This is a genomic window from Streptomyces sp. NPDC056600 (genome assembly GCF_042792855.1).
Lineage (GTDB): Bacteria > Actinomycetota > Actinomycetes > Streptomycetales > Streptomycetaceae > Streptomyces.
Genome location: NZ_JBHTVQ010000044.1, coordinates 1 through 15,629, shown reverse-complemented (window position 1 = coordinate 15,629; position 15,629 = coordinate 1). Strand labels below are relative to the sequence as shown.

Genomic DNA, 15,629 nt, shown 5'->3' with positions numbered 1-15,629 from the left:
CCGACCGGAAAACGCGTCGGCCCCACCCGCGCCTGCGGGTGGGGCCGATACGTTCACGACTGGTGGGGCGGAGGGAAGCCGCACCTCCCGCCACTTCTAAGGTATAGCGCAAGGGGGGCCTTGCGGCAAGGCCCCCTCGGTGCCGCACAATCGCTCCTCCGCCCCGGTGTCCACCGGCGCGGAGCCGCGATCGCGACCTTCTACGGAGCTGATTTGCTGAACCCCCCTGCCCTGCCCGCCCGTGCCTTCGCCCTGCCCGAGCGGCTGGCCGACAAGGCCGACCCCGCGCTGATCGCCGCCGACGAGGCCCACTTCGCCGACATCGCGGCGAGCCTGGAGCAGGCGATCGCCGAGCTGTCCGACCGGCTCGACGCACAGCGGCGGGCGCCCGGCGGCGTGGGCCGGGAGGCGATGGAGCGCGACCTGGAGGTCCACCGGCTCTCGGCCCGCCTGCGGGCGCTGCGCCGTTTCGGCCTGGACCTGTGCCTGGGCCGGATGGTTCCGGCGGGCCCCGCCGGGTCCGAGGAGCCGGTCCACGTCGGACGGCTCGGCCTGACCGACAGCTCGGGGCGCCGGCTGCTGCTCGACTGGCGCTCCCCCGCCGCCGAGCCGTTCTTCGCCGCCACCCACGCCAACCCGATGGGGCTGGCCAGCCGCCGCCGCTACCGGTGGTCGGGCGGCCGGATCGACGACTACTGGGACGAGGTGTTCACCTCCGACGGCCTCACCGAACGCCACGCGGCGCTGGACGACCAGTCGGCCTTCATCGCGAGCCTGGGCGCGCACCGGTCCGAGCGGATGCGCGACGTGCTGGCCACCATCCAGGCCGACCAGGACGCCGTGATCCGCGCGGGCTCCCGCGGGGCGCTGGTGGTGGACGGCGGTCCGGGCACCGGCAAGACCGTCGTCGCCCTGCACCGCTCGGCGTACCTGCTGTACTCCGACCCGCGGCTCGGCCACCGCCGCGGCGGGGTGCTCTTCGTGGGCCCGCACCAGCCGTACCTGAACTACGTCGCCGACGTGCTGCCCAGTCTCGGCGAGGAGGGCGTGCGCACCTGCACCCTGCGCGACCTGGTCGCCGAGGGGGCGAGGGCGGTGCCGGAGGCGGACCCGGAGGTCGCCCGGCTGAAGTCGTCGGTGGAGATGGTGCGGGCGATCGAGAAGGCGGTCCGGTTCTACGAGTCGCCGCCGACCGAGGCCCTGACGGTCACCACGCCCTGGGGCGAGGTGACGCTGAGCGCCGCCGACTGGGCGGAGGCCTTCGACGCGGCCGAGCCCGGCATCCCGCACAACGAGGCCCGCGAGCAGATCTGGGACGAGCTGGTCGCCGTGCTCCAGGACCGCGTCAAGGGCGAGGTCCCCGCGGTGCTGTTCCGCAGGGCGCTCGCCGCCGACGACGAGCTGACCGGCGCGCTGAGCGCCGCGTGGCCGATGATCGAGGCGGCCGATCTGGTCGGCGACCTGTGGACGGTCCCCGCCTACCTGCGGCTGTGCGCCCCCTGGCTGGACCGCGACGAGGTGCGCCTGCTGCAGCGCGGGAGGCCGGACGCGTGGACGCTGTCCGACCTGCCGCTGCTGGACGCGGCGCGGCAGCGGCTCGGCGACCCGCGCACGGCCCTGCGCAAGCGGCGGCAGAAGGCGGCGGTGGCCACCGAGCGGGAGCGGATGGCGGGCGTCATCGACAGCGTGGTGGCCGCCGACCCGGACGGCGAGGGCGCGGTGACCATGCTGATCGGCGAGGACCTCAGGGAGAGCCTGGTCGACGAGTCGGCGCTGCCGTCCCACGCGGCCGATCCGCTGGCCGGTCCGTTCGCCCATGTGGTGGTGGACGAGGCGCAGGAGCTGACCGACGCCGAGTGGCAGATGCTGCTGCTGCGCTGTCCCTCCCGCAGCTTCACCGTGGTCGGCGACCGCGCCCAGGCGCGGCACGGCTTCACCGAGAGCTGGCAGGAGCGGCTGGCGCGGGTGGGGCTGCACCGGGCGGAGGTGGCCTCGCTGAGCATCAACTACCGCACGCCCCAGGAGGTCATGACGGAGGCCGAGCCGGTGATCCGGGCGGCCATCCCGGACGCCAACGTGCCCACCTCGGTGCGGCGTTCGGGCATCCCGGTGCGCCGCGGGGACGTCGCGGAGCTGCGGGAGGTGCTCGACGGGTGGCTGGCCGCCGACGAGGACGGCGTCGCCTGCGTCATCGGCGCCCCCGGCTTCCCGGAGTCGCCCCGGGTGCGCTCGCTCACCCCGGAGCTGGCCAAGGGCCTGGAGTTCGACCTGGTGGTGCTGGTGGAGCCCGGCCGGTTCGGTGAGGGCGTCGAGGGCGCGGTGGACCGCTATGTCGCGATGACCCGCGCCACCCGGCAGCTGGTGGTCCTCGGCTGACCCGAGCCCCCGCCGGTGCCCCGCGGCCCCACCCGCCGCGGGTCACCGGCGTCCGGACCCGGCAGTCCCTCGCGCGCACCACCCCGCCGGAGCCGACGGCGAGCCGGACACCCGGTACGACAACGTGCGGCGGCCCGAACCCGGACGGGGAGGCGGGCCGGCGCGTGGAAGCGGGGCGGGTCAGTGGACGACGTCGAAGACGTTCTTCTGCAGGCCGTTGGCGTACACCTCGTGCTCGACGAGCTTCAGCTTCTGGGCGTCCTTGTCCGTGGCGCTGAACAGCCGCTTGCCCGCGCCGAGCAGCAGCGGGAAGACGAGCAGGTGATAGCGGTCGATCAGACCGGCGTCGGACAGGCTCCGGTTCAGCGCGGCGCTGCCGTGGACGATGATCGGCCCGCCCTCGGTCTCCTTCAGCGCGGCGACCTCGTCGAGCGACCGCAGGATCGTGGTGTCGCCCCAGTTCGGCACCAGGTCGTCCTCGGTGAGCGTGGTGGAGACGACGTACTTCGGCATCACCTTGTAGTCGGCGAAGTCCTCCATGTCCGGCCACACGGCGCTGAACGCCTCGTAGCTGGCCCTCCCGAGCAGCATCGCGCCGGCCTCCTTCTGCTCCCTGCCCTTGATCTCGTAGGCCTCGGGGAGGAAGTCGACGTCCTTGAAGGTCCACCCGGAGTTCCGGTACCCGGGCTCGCCGCCCGGCGCCTCGACGACGCCGTCCAGGGAGACGAACGCGGTGCTGATCAGGGTGCGCATGAGGTTCCTCCGAGCTCGTGGTCGCTTCAAAGGTTCAGACGGCGCGGCCGGGCGAAACTCATCGCCCTCGCGCGGGCGACCGGGAGCAACCTGGTCACCCGCACGCCACCGTAGCCCCGCGGCCGCCTGTGTGCCCGGTCAGCCGGCGTACCGGAGGTAGGTGATCAGGAACGCCACCGCGAAGGTGACGGCGGCTGCCAGGAGCGCGGTCCCCAGCATGGCCATCGCCTTGTAGGGGTCGGCCAGCCCTGTCCGGGCGATCCGGGTGTTCGCGTACATGGCAGCACCACCCGCCGCGCCCCCCAACATGCCGCCGACGAACATCAGCGCCAAGGTCCCCAGCAACCACGGGGCGATCCTCCGCAAGGGCTTCCGCGCCGTCGCCGACGCCGTACGCGAGGTCCCCGCCCCCGACCGCGACAAGCGCTGAACTCCGGTCCCGTCCCAGGCCGTGCAGGACCTGCTCCGGGCCGACCGGTCGGCTTCGGCGCCGGGCGGCAGGACAGGAGCGTCAGCCCGTACCTCCCGGCCCGGGCGGTACGGGCTGACGCTCACTCCACGCCCGAGGCCTTGAACACGGCGCGGGCGTTCTCGTCAGCGACACGCTGTGCGATGCGTTCCAGGGCGGGCGCACCGTGCTGGAGCAGACCGTTCGCGGTCGCCTTGCGCGCACCGTCGTCGAGGAGGCACCACAGTCCGGGATGCCGCACCAGCACTCGGGCGTCGATCTCGACGCGGCCACCGAGCGAGTCACGCAGGACGAGCCGCTGGGCGACGCCGTCCACACAACGGACCGAAACGAGCAGGTCCGTGCGCACGCGGTGTTCACGGAGCAGTTCGCGCGAAGCCAACCAGGTCTCGCCGGCCGAGATCCGCGCGGGCCACAGCACGACACAGAGCAGCCCGCCGAGCGCCCACCACAGGGCGGCGCGCCACGGGGTGATTCCCCCGGAGCCGGCGTCGACCACGAGAAGCAGAGTGATCAGTCCGCCGGCGGCGCGGACGGAGCTCCGCAGTTCCCGCTTCCACTCGGGGCCGTTCGTCGCCTCACGAAGGGGAGTCCTCTCCGCGAGGGCGGAGAACGCTTCGTCGGCCACTTCGTCACGGTCTTCCATGAAGGTGACGCTAGTGATCGGAGGTATCCGCCCAGTTCCCCTTGATGTTCCTCTGACAGATATCCAGCGCTTCCTTGGCGCCTGCCGACGCGGGGGGCGCTGCAGACGTCTCGCCCCGGCCAGGGACCTCGGGATCAGATGATGTAAGAGAACCGTCAAAGCAGGTCGGCCAAGCGTATGGGAGCTGTCAACGAGCGACTCGATCCGGCCAAGGAGATGCTTTCCTCAAAGCGTCCTTTCCACCGAACCTCTCTTTCAGGAGTTCGTGATGGCCGATCTGGCCTACCTCGTCACCGTGGTCGCGGGTATCGCGCTGGTGGCTCTCGTCGCGAAGGGGGTGGCGAAGCTGTGACCATCGAGAACATCGTCGGCCTGGTCGTGGCCGTCGCTCTGCTGGGTTACCTCGTCCTCGCCGTGGTCTTTCCGGAGAGGTTCTGAGTCGACATGAGTCCTGTTACCGCAGGCGTGCTCCAGTTGCTGGCGCTCATCGCCGTACTGGCGCTCGTCCATGTTCCGCTGGGCAACTACATGGCCCGCGTCTATTCCTCGGACAAGCATCTGCGCGTCGAGAAATGGATCTACAAGGGGATCGGCGCCAATCCGGACACGGAAATGCGTTGGCCCGCCTATATGCGCGGCATTCTGGCCTTCTCCCTGGCCGGTCTCCTCTTCCTCTACGCCTTGCAGCGCCTCCAGGGAATCCTGCCCGCTTCGCTCGGCTTCTCCTCGGTCAACCCGGCGCAGTCGTTCAACACGGCCGTGTCCTTCGTGGCCAACACCAACTGGCAGTCGTACTACGGCGAGCAGACCATGGGGCACGTCGTGCAGACCGCCGGTCTGGCCGTGCAGAACTTCGTCTCCGCCGCCGTCGGCATGGCTGTCGCCGTGGCGCTGGTACGCGGTTTCGCCCGGGCGCGCACGGGCGAGCTGGGCAATTTCTGGGCCGACCTGGTGCGCGGAACGGTCCGCATCCTGGTGCCGATCGCCACCGTCGCGGCCGTTGTCCTGGTCGCCTCCGGCGCGATCCAGAACTTCGCCGGCATCCACGAGGTCGGCCAGTTCACGGGCGGCTCGCAGCAGTGGAACGGCGGCGCGGTGGCCTCGCAGGAGGTCATCAAGGAGCTGGGCACGAACGGTGGCGGCTACTTCAACGCCAACGCCGCCCACCCCTTCGAGAACCCGAACGCCTTCTCCAATCTTCTCGAGATCTTCCTGATCCTGGTGATCCCGTTCTCGCTCACCCGCACCTTCGGGGTGATGGTGGGCTCGGTGCGACAGGGCTACGCGATCCTCGGCGCGATGGCCGTCATCTGGGTGGGCTTCAGCGCCCTGATGATGTGGACCGAGTTCGCCCACCATGGTGCGGCGCTGCAGGCCGCAGGCGGAGCGATGGAGGGCAAGGAGACCCGGCTGGGGATCGGCGGCTCGTCGATCTTCGCGGTGTCCACGACGCTGACGTCGACCGGCGCGGTGAACTCCTTCCACTCCTCCTACACCGGCTTCGGCGGAGGGATCGCCATGCTCGGCATGATGCTGGGAGAGATCGCGCCCGGTGGTGTCGGCTCCGGCCTCTACGGCATGCTGATCATGGCGGTGATCGCCGTGTTCATCGCCGGTCTGATGGTCGGCCGTACACCCGAGTACCTGGGCAAGAAGATCGGCTCCCGCGAGATCAAACTGGCGGCCCTCTACATCCTGATCACCCCGGCGCTGGTCCTGGTGTTCACCTCCCTGTCGATGGCGCTGCCGACCCCGCCCAGCTCGATGCTCAACTCCGGTGCGCACGGCTTCTCCGAAGTCCTGTACGCCTTCACCTCGGCCTCGAACAACAACGGCTCGGCCTTCGCCGGCCTGAACGCCAACACGGACTGGTTCAACACCATGACCGGGCTCGCGATGCTCTTCGGCCGCTTCCTGCCCATGGTGTTCGTCCTGGCCCTGGCCGGCTCGCTCGCCGAACAGCGGCAGGTACCCGTGACGGTCGGCACCCTGCGTACCGAGAAGCCCATGTTCACGGGTCTGCTGGTCGGCGCGATCCTGATCATCACCGGCCTGACCTACTTCCCCGCCCTGGCGCTCGGCCCCCTGGCGGAAGGGCTCGCGTGATGATTTCCCGCCTCCGCAATTCCGCACAGACGTCAGAGGACCCCATGGCCACAGTCACTCCCAGCCGGGCGCCGCACAGCGACGTCCCCAGCGGGCACAAGTCCGACCAGGGACGCGTCGGGGCCGGCCTCTTCGACCCCAAGCAGCTGATCAAGTCGCTGCCGGACGCCTTCCGCAAACTCGACCCCCGGGTGATGGTCAAGTCGCCCGTGATGTTCGTGGTGTGGATCGGCGCCGCCCTCACCACGGTCTTCTCCTTCACCGACCCGGGTGACTGGTTCGGCTGGGTGATCAGTGCCTGGCTGTGGCTGACCGTCGTCTTCGCCAACCTCGCCGAGGCGGTCGCCGAGGGCCGTGGCAAGGCGCAGGCGGACACCCTGCGCAAGGCCAAGACCGACACCGTCGCCCGCCGTCTGCTCGTGGACCGCGGGGCCGAGGAAGAGGTTCCCGGCACCGAGCTGCGGATCGGTGACCTGGTGGTCTGCGAGGCGGGCGACATCATCCCCGGGGACGGCGACGTCGTCGAGGGTGTCGCCTCGGTCGACGAGTCGGCGATCACCGGTGAGTCGGCCCCCGTCATCCGCGAGTCCGGCGGCGACCGCTCGGCGGTCACCGGCGGCACCAAGGTGCTGTCCGACCGGATCGTCGTGCGGATCACCACCAAACCCGGTGAGACCTTCATCGACCGGATGATCGGCCTGGTCGAGGGCGCCGCCCGGCAGAAGACGCCCAACGAGATCGCGCTCAACATCCTGCTCGCCTCCCTGAGCGTCGCCTTCCTCCTCGCCTGTGCCACGCTGTCGCCGTTCGCGAACTACGCGGGCACCGAGCTGACCCTGGTGGTTCTCGTCGCCCTGCTGGTCTGTCTGATTCCGACCACGATCGGCGCCCTGCTCTCGGCCATCGGCATCGCGGGCATGGACCGCCTGGTCCAGCGCAACGTGCTGGCCATGTCGGGCCGCGCGGTCGAGGCCGCGGGTGACGTCTCCACGCTCCTGCTCGACAAGACCGGCACCATCACCCTCGGCAACCGCCAGGCGGCCGAGTTCGTGCCCGTGCGCGGCACCACCTCCGCCGAACTCGCCGACGCCGCCCAGCTCTCCTCCCTCGCCGACGAGACGCCGGAGGGCCGCTCCGTCGTCGTTCTGGCGAAGGAGAAGTACGGCCTGCGCGAGCGTCACCAGGGCGAACTGGACGGCGCCGAGTGGATCACCTTCACCGCCCAGACCCGCATGTCGGGTGTGGACGTGGGTGGCCGCAGGGTGCGCAAGGGCGCGGCAGGCTCGGTCATCGCCTGGGTCCGCGAGCAGGGTGGGACGGTGGCCGGGGAGGCGGACGAGGTCGCCGCCCGGATCTCCGAGGCCGGCGGTACCCCGCTCCTGGTCGCGGAGGAGGACGAGCGCGGAGCCCGTGTCCTGGGCGTCATCCACCTGAAGGACGTCGTCAAGACGGGCATGCGGGAGCGGTTCGAGGAACTGCGCCGCATGGGCATCAAGACCGTCATGATCACCGGCGACAACCCGCTGACCGCCAAGGCCATCGCCCAGGAAGCGGGGGTCGACGACTTCCTCGCCGAAGCCACTCCCGAGGACAAGATGGCCCTCATCAAGCGGGAGCAGGCGGGCGGCAAACTCGTCGCGATGACCGGTGACGGCACCAACGACGCGCCGGCGCTCGCGCAGGCGGACGTCGGCGTGGCGATGAACACCGGCACGTCGGCCGCCAAGGAGGCCGGCAACATGGTCGACCTCGACTCCAACCCGACCAAGCTCATCGAGATCGTCGAGATCGGAAAGCAGCTCCTCATCACCCGCGGGGCGCTGACCACGTTCTCCATCGCCAACGACGTCGCGAAGTACTTCGCGATCATCCCGGCCCTGTTCGCGGCCGTCTACCCGGGCCTGGACGCCCTCAACATCATGCGGCTGTCCTCGCCCGACTCCGCGATCCTCTCGGCCGTCGTCTTCAACGCGCTGGTCATCGTCGCGCTGGTGCCGCTGTCCCTGCGGGGCGTGCGGTACCGGCCGGTCAGCGCGGACCGGATGCTCCGGCGCAACCTCGGGATCTACGGCCTCGGCGGCCTGGTCGCGCCCTTCGTCGGCATCAAGATCATCGACCTGCTCATCTCCCTCCTCCCCGGTCTGTAACCCCTCGAAGGCGTGCTGACATGAACAACTCCGTAACCAACATGGCCCGGCTGCTCGGGGCGGGACTGCGGGCGCTGCTCGTGCTGACCGTGGTGACCGGCATCATCTACCCACTCGTCGTCACCGGCATTGCCCAGGGGCTCTTCCCCGGCAAGGCGAACGGCTCGGAGATCACCTCCGACGGCAGGGTCGTCGGCTCCTCCTTGATCGGGCAGTCGTACACCCTGCCGTCGAAGAAGGGACAGGAGACCCCCGACCCGGACCTGAAGTGGTTCCAGGGCCGCCCCGCGGGCGGACTCGGCACCAACGACATCAACACCCAGTACCAGCTCATCCTTTCCGGAGCCACCAACCTCGCGGCCGACAGCGGGGCCGTCGACGGAAGGTGCACCGCCGAGTCGGAGGACGGCTCCCTCTGCGCACAGGTCCTGGCCGCCAGGGCCGCCGTCGTCGAGGACAACTCGGTGCCCGGTCACCGTGTCGAGCCGTCCGACGTTCCCGTGGACGCCGTCACGTCCTCCGGTTCCGGCCTGGACCCGGACATCTCTCCGGCCTACGCGCATCTGCAGGTCCACCGGGTCGCCGCGAGGAACGGCCTGCCCGTCACCGAGGTGGAGAAGCTGGTGGAGGACCACACCCAGGGCCGCCTGCTCGGCTTCATGGGGGAACCCCGGGTGAACGTCCTGGAGCTCAACATCGCGCTCAAGGACCTTGCGGCGAAGCACTGACCGCAGTGCAGCAAGGATCCGGGGCCGGCGGCTCGGGGAACATCCCTGGTCCGCCGGCCCCGGAGGCCGTGGAACCGGATGGCCGCCGCTCGGCGCACAGAGCCGGAGAAAACGAAGGGAAGGGCACACCCATGACCCGGGTGCTCGTCGTGGAGGACGATCCGCAGCTCGTACGGGCTCTCGTCATCAACCTGCAGGCACGCCACTACGGAGTCGACGCCGCTCCCGACGGGGCCACGGGACTGAGGCTGGCCGCCGCCCGGGCGCCCGACGTGATCCTGCTCGATCTCGGCCTGCCCGACATGGACGGTGTCGACGCGATCAGGAGCCTGCGCAGGTGGAGCACGGTGCCGATCCTCGTCCTGTCCGCCCGGCAGGCGTCCGGGGAGAAGGTCGCGGCTCTGGAGGCGGGCGCGGACGACTACGTGACCAAACCCTTCAGCATGAACGAACTGCTGGCCAGGCTGCGAGCGGCTGTCCGCCGCGCCGCGAACGACCCGTCCCTTCCCGAGCCGGAGGTGATCGAGACGGACGAGTTCAGCATCAACCTCTCGGCCAAGAGGGTGGTCCGGCAGGGACAGGACGTGCGGCTGACCCCGACCGAGTGGCACCTGCTGGAGATTCTCGTGAGCAATCCGGGAAGGCTCGTCACGCGGAAGCACCTCCTGGAGGAGGTCTGGGGCTTCTCACAGACCGGCAAGACCAATTACCTGCGGGTGTACATGGCCCAGCTGCGCCGGAAACTGGAGGCGGACCCCTCCCACCCCCGTTATCTGATCACCGAGCCCGGTATGGGCTATCGCTTCGAGGGATGACATGGCACGCGGCAAGCTCAGGATCTACCTCGGCGCGGCACCCGGCGTGGGCAAGACCTACGCGATGCTGTCGGAGGCGCACCGCAGGATCGAGCGGGGGACCGACTGCGTGGTCGGCTTGGTGGAGCACCACGACCGGCCCCGGACGGAGGTGATGCTCAGCGGCCTGGAGGTCGTACCGCGCAAGCAGGTCGAGTACCGGGGCGCCGTCTTCACCGAGATGGACGTGGACGCCGTTCTGCGGAGGGCCCCCGCCGTCGCCGTGGTCGACGAACTGGCCCACACCAACATTCCCGGCTCCCGCAACACCAAGCGCTGGCGCGACGTCGAGGAGCTGCTGGACGCCGGGATCGACGTGGTCTCGACCGTCAACATCCAGCACCTGGAGTCCCTGGGCGACGTGGTCGAGTCGATCACCGGGATACGGCAGCGCGAAACTGTTCCCGACGAGGTCGTACGGCGCGCCGACCAGATCGAACTGGTCGACATGTCGCCGCCGGCGCTGCGCCGCCGCATGGCGCACGGCAACATCTACAAGCCGGACAAGGTGGACGCGGCGCTGTCCAACTACTTCCGCCCGGGGAACCTGACCGCCCTGCGCGAACTGGCGCTGTTGTGGGTGGCCGACCGGGTCGACGAGTACCTGACCGAGTACCGCAGCGCGCACCACGTGTCGGCCATCTGGGGTTCGCGGGAGCGGATCGTCGTCGGCGTGACGGGCGGGCCCGAGGGCCGCACCCTGATTCGTCGTGCCGCCCGGCTCGCCGAGAAAGGGGCTGGCGGCGAGGTCATGGCCGTCTACATCTCCCGCAGCGACGGCTTGAGCACCGCCTCCCCGAAGGAGCTGGCCGTTCAGCGCGCACTGGTGGAGGACCTTGGCGGAACGTTTCATCAGGTGATCGGCGACGACGTTCCGGCAGCCCTGCTCGACTTCGCCCGGGGCGTCAACGCCACCCAGATCGTGATCGGCGTCTCCCGACGCCCGACCTGGCAGTACGTCCTGGGACCGGGTGTCGGCGCGACGGTCGCCCGCGCGTCCGGACCCGACCTCGACGTCCACTTCGTCACCCATGCCGAGGCGGGCAAGGGCCGTGGGCTTCCGGTCGCGCAGGGAGGACGGCTGGGGCGTGCGCGGGTGGTCGGGGGCTGGCTGATCGGCATCCTCGGCCCCGTCCTGCTGACCTGGCTGCTCACCGCTGCCGCTCCGTCGGTGGGCCTTGCCAACGACATGCTGCTGTTCCTCGCTCTGACGATCGCGGCGGCCCTGGTGGGCGGGCTCCTGCCGGCACTGGCCTCCGCGGTGGCGGGCTCCCTGCTGCTCAACTGGTACTTCTCCCCGCCCGTCCACACCCTGACCATCGCCGACCCGAAGAACATCGTCGCCCTCCTCATCTTCGTCGGGGTCGCCGTGGCGGTGGCCTCCGTGGTGAGTCTGGCTGCCAGGCGTACCCATCAGGCCACCCGGCTGCGCGCCGAGTCGGAGATCCTCTCCTTCCTGGCCGGGAACGTCCTGCGTGGCGAGACCACGCTCGAGGCGGTGCTCGAACGTGTGCGGGAAACCTTCGGCATGGAGTCGGCGGCACTGCTCGAGCGGGCCGGAGAGACGGCCCCGTGGACCTGCGTCGGCAGTGTGGGAGAGCGTCCCGCCAGGACACCCGAGGAAGCGGATGTCGACGTCCCGGCCGGCGCCGACACGGCCCTCGCCCTGTCCGGCCGGGTGCTGCCCGCTGCCGACCGGCGGGTGCTGGCCGCGTTCGCCGCGCAGGCGACCGTCGTCCTGGACCGTTCCCGTCTGCAGCACGAGGCCGACCGGGCCCAGCAACTCGCCGAGGGCAACCGCATCCGGACCGCGCTGCTCGCCGCGGTCAGTCACGACCTGCGCACCCCGCTCGCGGGTATCAAGGCCTCCGTGAGCTCGCTGCGCGCCGAAGACGTCGAGTGGTCCGAACAGGACCGGGCGGACCTTCTCGAGGCCATCGAGGAAGGCGCCGATCGCCTCGACCACCTGGTCGGCAACCTGCTCGACATGTCCCGTCTTCAGACCGGCACGGTGAACCCCCTCATCCGGGAGACCGACCTCGACGAGGTCGTGCCCAAGGCACTCGGCGGGGTGCCCGAGGACCGCGTGCAACTCGACATCCCGGAGACCCTGCCCATGATCCATGTCGACCGTGGCCTGCTGGAGCGAGCCGTCGCCAACGTCGTCGAGAACGCCGTCAAGTACAGCCCGCAGGAGGAAAAGGTCCTGGTGTCCGCGAGCGCCCTCGCCGACCGTGTCGAGCTGCGCGTGGTCGACCGCGGGCCCGGCGTGCCGGACCACGCCAAGGACCGCATCTTCGAGCCCTTCCAGCGGTACGGCGACGCCCCTGGGGGCGTCGGTGTCGGCCTGGGCCTCGCCGTTGCCCGAGGCTTCGCCGAGGCCATCGGCGGCATGCTCGACGCGGAGGACACCCCCGGCGGCGGCCTCACCATGGTGCTCGCCGTGCCGACGGCGCCGCGGCGCAACGCGGAGCGGACGGGCCCGTCCATCGCGACCGATCCGTGACAGCGAGCGCCCGCGCCCCGGCGTCGGACGCGGCGACGGCCCTTGTCGTCGGCACGCGTCAGCATTCCGTCAAGGTCGCCGTCCTCACCGTCAGCGTCGCGTCAGTGCGCCTCCGGAACCGGGACGGCCGGGCGTAACGTGATCCGTGAGCCCCGGCCCGCCTCCCCGCGTCCGGGGCCTTCAACTGCTCCGGGCCGGATGCCTGACGACTGGCCCTGGTGCCTTGCGTTTGATCAAGCGGTCCCACGTCTTCCACGGCACCGTCACCGCCGCAGGTGTCCGCTCATGGCTTCGGCCGTGATCGGCCACCGTCCTTCAGACGCTTGAGGGATCGGCGTGGTCCCGCCTCTGGCGGGGCCGCGGCAGTCGGCTCAGGGCGATGAGGAGAAGCCCAGCGAACAGGAAGGCGTTTCCACCGAAGAAGCGGACCTCCCAGGAAACACTCGGCAGAATCCCGAAGCGGAAGAGGCTCTGCAGAACCTCCGGACCGGTCGAGCCGGCGGGGTGACCGCGTTCTCGATGGTGGTGTTCACGGCCCGTACGACCCGGTCGAGGGCGTCACGGATCAGGGACTGCATCGAGGAGTAGTCGTGCTGGCCATCCACGACCTTCGGCACGGCGTCGCCATCGCCGCGAGCGTCACCGTGTACGCACTGGCGGCCGTGATCGGCGCGGTCATCGTGGGGCGGGCTCACACCGCTGCTCGTGCGACAGCTGTCGAACGTCCCCCGCCCCACGGCCCGACGGACAGAACCTAGAGACCCACGTCGCGGCTGCGGATGTCGTCCAGGGACTCCCGGCGCACGAGGAGCCGGGCCCGCCCGTCCCGCACAGCCGCGACGGGCGGGCGGCCGACCATGTTGTAGCCGGAGGCCATGGACAGGTGGTAGGCGCCGGCGACAGGAACGGCCAGCAGGTCCCCGGGGCGCACGTCCGCAGGGAGCTCGACATCGGCGGCGATCACGTCGCCGGCCTCGCAGTGCCGGCCGACGACGGTGACGCGGGCCCGGTCGGCGGTACTGTGACGGCCGACGAGGCTGGGCGCGTAGCGGACGCCGTACAGGGCCGGTCGCGGGTTGTCGCTCATCCCGCCGTCGACCGCGACGTACCTACGATCGCCGGTGCGCTTCACGGCGAGCACGCGGTACAGGGCCACACCGGCCGGACCGGCGACGGCCCGCCCCGGTTCGATGATCAGCCGGGGAACGGTCAGCCCTGCGGCCGCGCACGCTTCGACCAGCTCGGCACGGACCCTGTGGGCCAGGGCGGTCAGGTCCAGCGCCCGCTCACCGGGACGGTAGGCGATGCCGTGCCCGCCGCCGAGATCGAGTTCGGGCAGGGCCAGGCCGTGCTGCGCGTGCAGACGGGACATCAGCCCGACGAGGCGCCGCACGGCGACCAGATACGGCTTGACACTGGTGATCTGCGAGCCCAGGTGGCAGTGCAGACCGGTCAGTTCGAGCTGCGGCTGATCCAGTACCCGGGCGACGGCGTGCTGGGCGTATCCGTCGGAGATGCTCAGGCCGAACTTCTGGTCCTCGGTGCCGGTGCGGATCTTCTCGTGGCCTCCGGCACTGACCCCCGGCACCACCCGGAGCATGACCTTCTGGTGCCCGTGACGTCCGACGGCCGCGGCCAGCCGGGCGATCTCCGAGGGGCTGTCGATGACGATGCGGCCCACTCCGAAGCGCAATGCGGACTGGAGGTCGTGTGGGGACTTGGCGTTTCCGTGCAGCACGATCCTCTCGGGCGGAAACCCTGCGGTGACGGCCAGTTCCAGCTCACCGGCCGAGCAGACGTCGAGCCCGAACCCCTCCTCGTCCATCCAGTGGATCATCGCCCGGCACAGGAACGCCTTGGCGGCGTAGAGGATGTCCGCGTCGGGGAAGCTGTCCCGGTAGGCGCGGCAGCGCTCGCGGACCTCCGCCTCGTCGAGGACGTAGACGGGGGTGCCGAAGCACTCGGCGACCTCGGCGAGTCGCACGCCGCCCACCGCCAGGTCACCCGGGCGGGCCTCAACGGTGGACGCGGGCCAGACCGAGAGGTCGGTGGCGAAAGTGGTGACCGCGGCGTCGTGAACGGTAGTCATCGGTATGCCCCCTCTCAGCCGACCCGCTGGGCGAGCATGGCGGCGGCAGGCTGCACCCGTCGGGCGGCCGGGGCCGTGAACTGGGGATCCACCGTGACGGTGGTGACCCCGAGCGGTTCGGTCAGTGCGCGCAACGCGGGCTCGGCGAGCCTGAACCACGCCTGTCCGGGGCCTAGCGTCGCCGTCAGCCGCCTCACCGAGGTGAAACCGACGGCCGTACGGTCGCCCAGAGGCGTGCGGAAGATCCGCACCGCCCATCCCGATGGTCCCGGCCGGCCGGGAACGAGAAGAAGGCCGGCCGGGAACCGTTCGGCGGGTTCCGGGTCCTCGCCGCACCGAATGTCCGTCATGGAATACCTCCGGAAGACCAGGAGACGAGTCGTCCTGGTGGGGTCGAGTGGCGTGAGGGCCCGCCCCCGAAGAGACGGAACGGGACCCACCGATGACGCTATGCCCGCCCGGGCCGGCGGGTCGCCGGCTCCTGACGCAACGCTGACGGGCATCGGGCGAACACTGACGTGGCGCTGACGCAGACGGGGCCGGGCGTCCGCTCAGGCGGGGGGCAGAGGTTGGAGCCGTCACAGCAGCCGGAAGTGGAGCCGGCAGATCACCGCGTCCGTCTCGCGCCGTACGGCGCGGTGTCCTCGCCGTCATCGCCCGGCCGGCCGGAACTCAGGAACGTACCTACGGACCGGGGCCGACAGGTCGAGCCGCCCCTGCCCCACCAGACACATCGACGCCGTCGCCGTGAAGCTCTTGCTGACCGAGCCCAGCTGGAACAGCGTGTCCTCATCCACCGCCAGCGGGTTGTCCACGCTGGTCACAGCATGGCACGCAACGGTTTCGCGGCTCTGTGCCCGGACCTGGGAGGTGTCGGTGGACTCCACGATCGTCCGTGCCCACCAGCACGCTGCCGGGGCCCGCAGAAAGGGGGCCCCGGCAGACGAGCCGGGGC

14 protein-coding genes and 1 pseudogene are annotated in these 15,629 nt (G+C 70.6%); 9 read left to right on the top strand and 6 right to left on the bottom strand.

The features are described from left to right. The first annotated feature begins 213 nt into the window (after positions 1 to 213). Positions 214 to 2,376, top strand: a complete 2,163-nt coding sequence (gene helR / locus ACFRAV_RS21445; RefSeq protein ID WP_382557873.1) for an RNA polymerase recycling motor ATPase HelR — start codon at positions 214 to 216, stop codon at positions 2,374 to 2,376. Positions 2,377 to 2,556: 180 nt separating this feature from the next. Here helR and ACFRAV_RS21440 read toward each other — a convergent pair whose 3' ends face one another. Continuing rightward, positions 2,557 to 3,129, bottom strand: coding sequence for a dihydrofolate reductase family protein (locus tag ACFRAV_RS21440; protein WP_382557872.1), 573 nt, complete (start codon positions 3,127 to 3,129; stop codon positions 2,557 to 2,559). Positions 3,130 to 3,267: 138 nt separating this feature from the next. Continuing rightward, the gene (locus tag ACFRAV_RS21435) at positions 3,268 to 3,408 is read right to left on the bottom strand and encodes a hypothetical protein (protein WP_382557871.1); all 141 of its coding nucleotides are present in this window, start codon (positions 3,406 to 3,408) and stop codon (positions 3,268 to 3,270) included. Between ACFRAV_RS21435 and ACFRAV_RS21430 the strand changes: the two genes are divergently transcribed. After that, the gene (locus ACFRAV_RS21430; protein WP_382557870.1) at positions 3,407 to 3,559 is read left to right on the top strand and encodes a hypothetical protein; all 153 of its coding nucleotides are present in this window, start codon (positions 3,407 to 3,409) and stop codon (positions 3,557 to 3,559) included. The genes ACFRAV_RS21435 and ACFRAV_RS21430 overlap by 2 nt on opposite strands. 121 nt (positions 3,560 to 3,680) lie before the next feature. Here ACFRAV_RS21430 and ACFRAV_RS21425 read toward each other — a convergent pair whose 3' ends face one another. Next, on the bottom strand, positions 3,681 to 4,244 hold the full coding sequence (locus tag ACFRAV_RS21425) for a hypothetical protein (RefSeq protein WP_382557869.1): 564 nt from the start codon (positions 4,242 to 4,244) through the stop codon (positions 3,681 to 3,683). A 348-nt stretch (positions 4,245 to 4,592) separates the two neighbouring features. Between ACFRAV_RS21425 and kdpF the strand changes: the two genes are divergently transcribed. The 6 genes from kdpF (at position 4,593) to ACFRAV_RS21395 (ending at position 12,585) form a co-directional block, all read left to right on the top strand. Next, positions 4,593 to 4,682, top strand: a complete 90-nt coding sequence (gene kdpF / locus ACFRAV_RS21420) for a K(+)-transporting ATPase subunit F (RefSeq protein WP_382557868.1) — start codon at positions 4,593 to 4,595, stop codon at positions 4,680 to 4,682. Between the two features lie 6 nt (positions 4,683 to 4,688). Continuing rightward, positions 4,689 to 6,350, top strand: a complete 1,662-nt coding sequence (gene kdpA, locus ACFRAV_RS21415) for a potassium-transporting ATPase subunit KdpA (protein ID WP_382557867.1) — start codon at positions 4,689 to 4,691, stop codon at positions 6,348 to 6,350. Positions 6,351 to 6,394: 44 nt separating this feature from the next. Further along, a complete protein-coding gene (kdpB, locus tag ACFRAV_RS21410) occupies positions 6,395 to 8,497 on the top strand; it encodes a potassium-transporting ATPase subunit KdpB (protein ID WP_382557866.1) in 2,103 nt (700 codons plus the stop codon). A gap of 20 nt (positions 8,498 to 8,517) precedes the next feature. Continuing rightward, on the top strand, positions 8,518 to 9,225 hold the full coding sequence (locus ACFRAV_RS21405; protein ID WP_382557865.1) for a potassium-transporting ATPase subunit C: 708 nt from the start codon (positions 8,518 to 8,520) through the stop codon (positions 9,223 to 9,225). Between the two features lie 131 nt (positions 9,226 to 9,356). Next, the gene (locus ACFRAV_RS21400) at positions 9,357 to 10,040 is read left to right on the top strand and encodes a response regulator (RefSeq protein ID WP_382557864.1); all 684 of its coding nucleotides are present in this window, start codon (positions 9,357 to 9,359) and stop codon (positions 10,038 to 10,040) included. Position 10,041: 1 nt separating this feature from the next. Further along, a complete protein-coding gene (locus ACFRAV_RS21395; RefSeq protein WP_382557863.1) occupies positions 10,042 to 12,585 on the top strand; it encodes a DUF4118 domain-containing protein in 2,544 nt (847 codons plus the stop codon). Between the two features lie 754 nt (positions 12,586 to 13,339). Here the strand turns inward: ACFRAV_RS21395 and lysA are convergent. The 3 genes from lysA to ACFRAV_RS21380 all read right to left on the bottom strand — a co-directional run bounded on the left by lysA (position 13,340) and on the right by ACFRAV_RS21380 (position 15,471). Continuing rightward, entirely contained in the window at positions 13,340 to 14,674 is a 1,335-nt protein-coding gene (lysA, locus tag ACFRAV_RS21390; RefSeq protein ID WP_382557862.1) for a diaminopimelate decarboxylase, read from the bottom strand. A gap of 14 nt (positions 14,675 to 14,688) precedes the next feature. Further along, positions 14,689 to 15,024 carry an SAV_915 family protein gene (locus ACFRAV_RS21385; protein ID WP_382557861.1) on the bottom strand — a complete coding sequence of 112 codons (336 nt, stop codon included), beginning with the start codon at positions 15,022 to 15,024 and terminating at the stop codon, positions 14,689 to 14,691. Between the two features lie 300 nt (positions 15,025 to 15,324). Beyond that, entirely contained in the window at positions 15,325 to 15,471 is a 147-nt protein-coding gene (locus tag ACFRAV_RS21380; RefSeq protein ID WP_382557911.1) for a serine hydrolase, read from the bottom strand. 67 nt (positions 15,472 to 15,538) lie between these two features. On the opposite strand from ACFRAV_RS21380, the pseudogene ACFRAV_RS21375 reads away from it, so the two are divergent. Beyond that, a pseudogene (locus tag ACFRAV_RS21375) lies at positions 15,539 to 15,629 on the top strand (IS5/IS1182 family transposase); the annotation flags it as partial.

Excerpts from the sequence above, each read along its gene's own strand:
- ACFRAV_RS21395 (WP_382557863.1), top strand. The coding sequence starts at position 10,042 with ATGGCACGCGGCAAGCTCAGGATCTACCTCGGCGCGGCACCCGGCGTG.
- kdpA (WP_382557867.1), top strand. The coding sequence starts at position 4,689 with ATGAGTCCTGTTACCGCAGGCGTGCTCCAGTTGCTGGCGCTCATCGCC.
- ACFRAV_RS21400 (WP_382557864.1), top strand. The coding sequence starts at position 9,357 with ATGACCCGGGTGCTCGTCGTGGAGGACGATCCGCAGCTCGTACGGGCT.
- kdpB (WP_382557866.1), top strand. The coding sequence starts at position 6,395 with ATGGCCACAGTCACTCCCAGCCGGGCGCCGCACAGCGACGTCCCCAGC.
- ACFRAV_RS21440 (WP_382557872.1), bottom strand. The coding sequence starts at position 3,129 with ATGCGCACCCTGATCAGCACCGCGTTCGTCTCCCTGGACGGCGTCGTC.
- ACFRAV_RS21385 (WP_382557861.1), bottom strand. The coding sequence starts at position 15,024 with ATGACGGACATTCGGTGCGGCGAGGACCCGGAACCCGCCGAACGGTTC.
- ACFRAV_RS21405 (WP_382557865.1), top strand. The coding sequence starts at position 8,518 with ATGAACAACTCCGTAACCAACATGGCCCGGCTGCTCGGGGCGGGACTG.
- lysA (WP_382557862.1), bottom strand. The coding sequence starts at position 14,674 with ATGACTACCGTTCACGACGCCGCGGTCACCACTTTCGCCACCGACCTC.
- ACFRAV_RS21430 (WP_382557870.1), top strand. The coding sequence starts at position 3,407 with ATGGCAGCACCACCCGCCGCGCCCCCCAACATGCCGCCGACGAACATC.
- ACFRAV_RS21435 (WP_382557871.1), bottom strand. The coding sequence starts at position 3,408 with ATGTACGCGAACACCCGGATCGCCCGGACAGGGCTGGCCGACCCCTAC.
- ACFRAV_RS21425 (WP_382557869.1), bottom strand. The coding sequence starts at position 4,244 with ATGGAAGACCGTGACGAAGTGGCCGACGAAGCGTTCTCCGCCCTCGCG.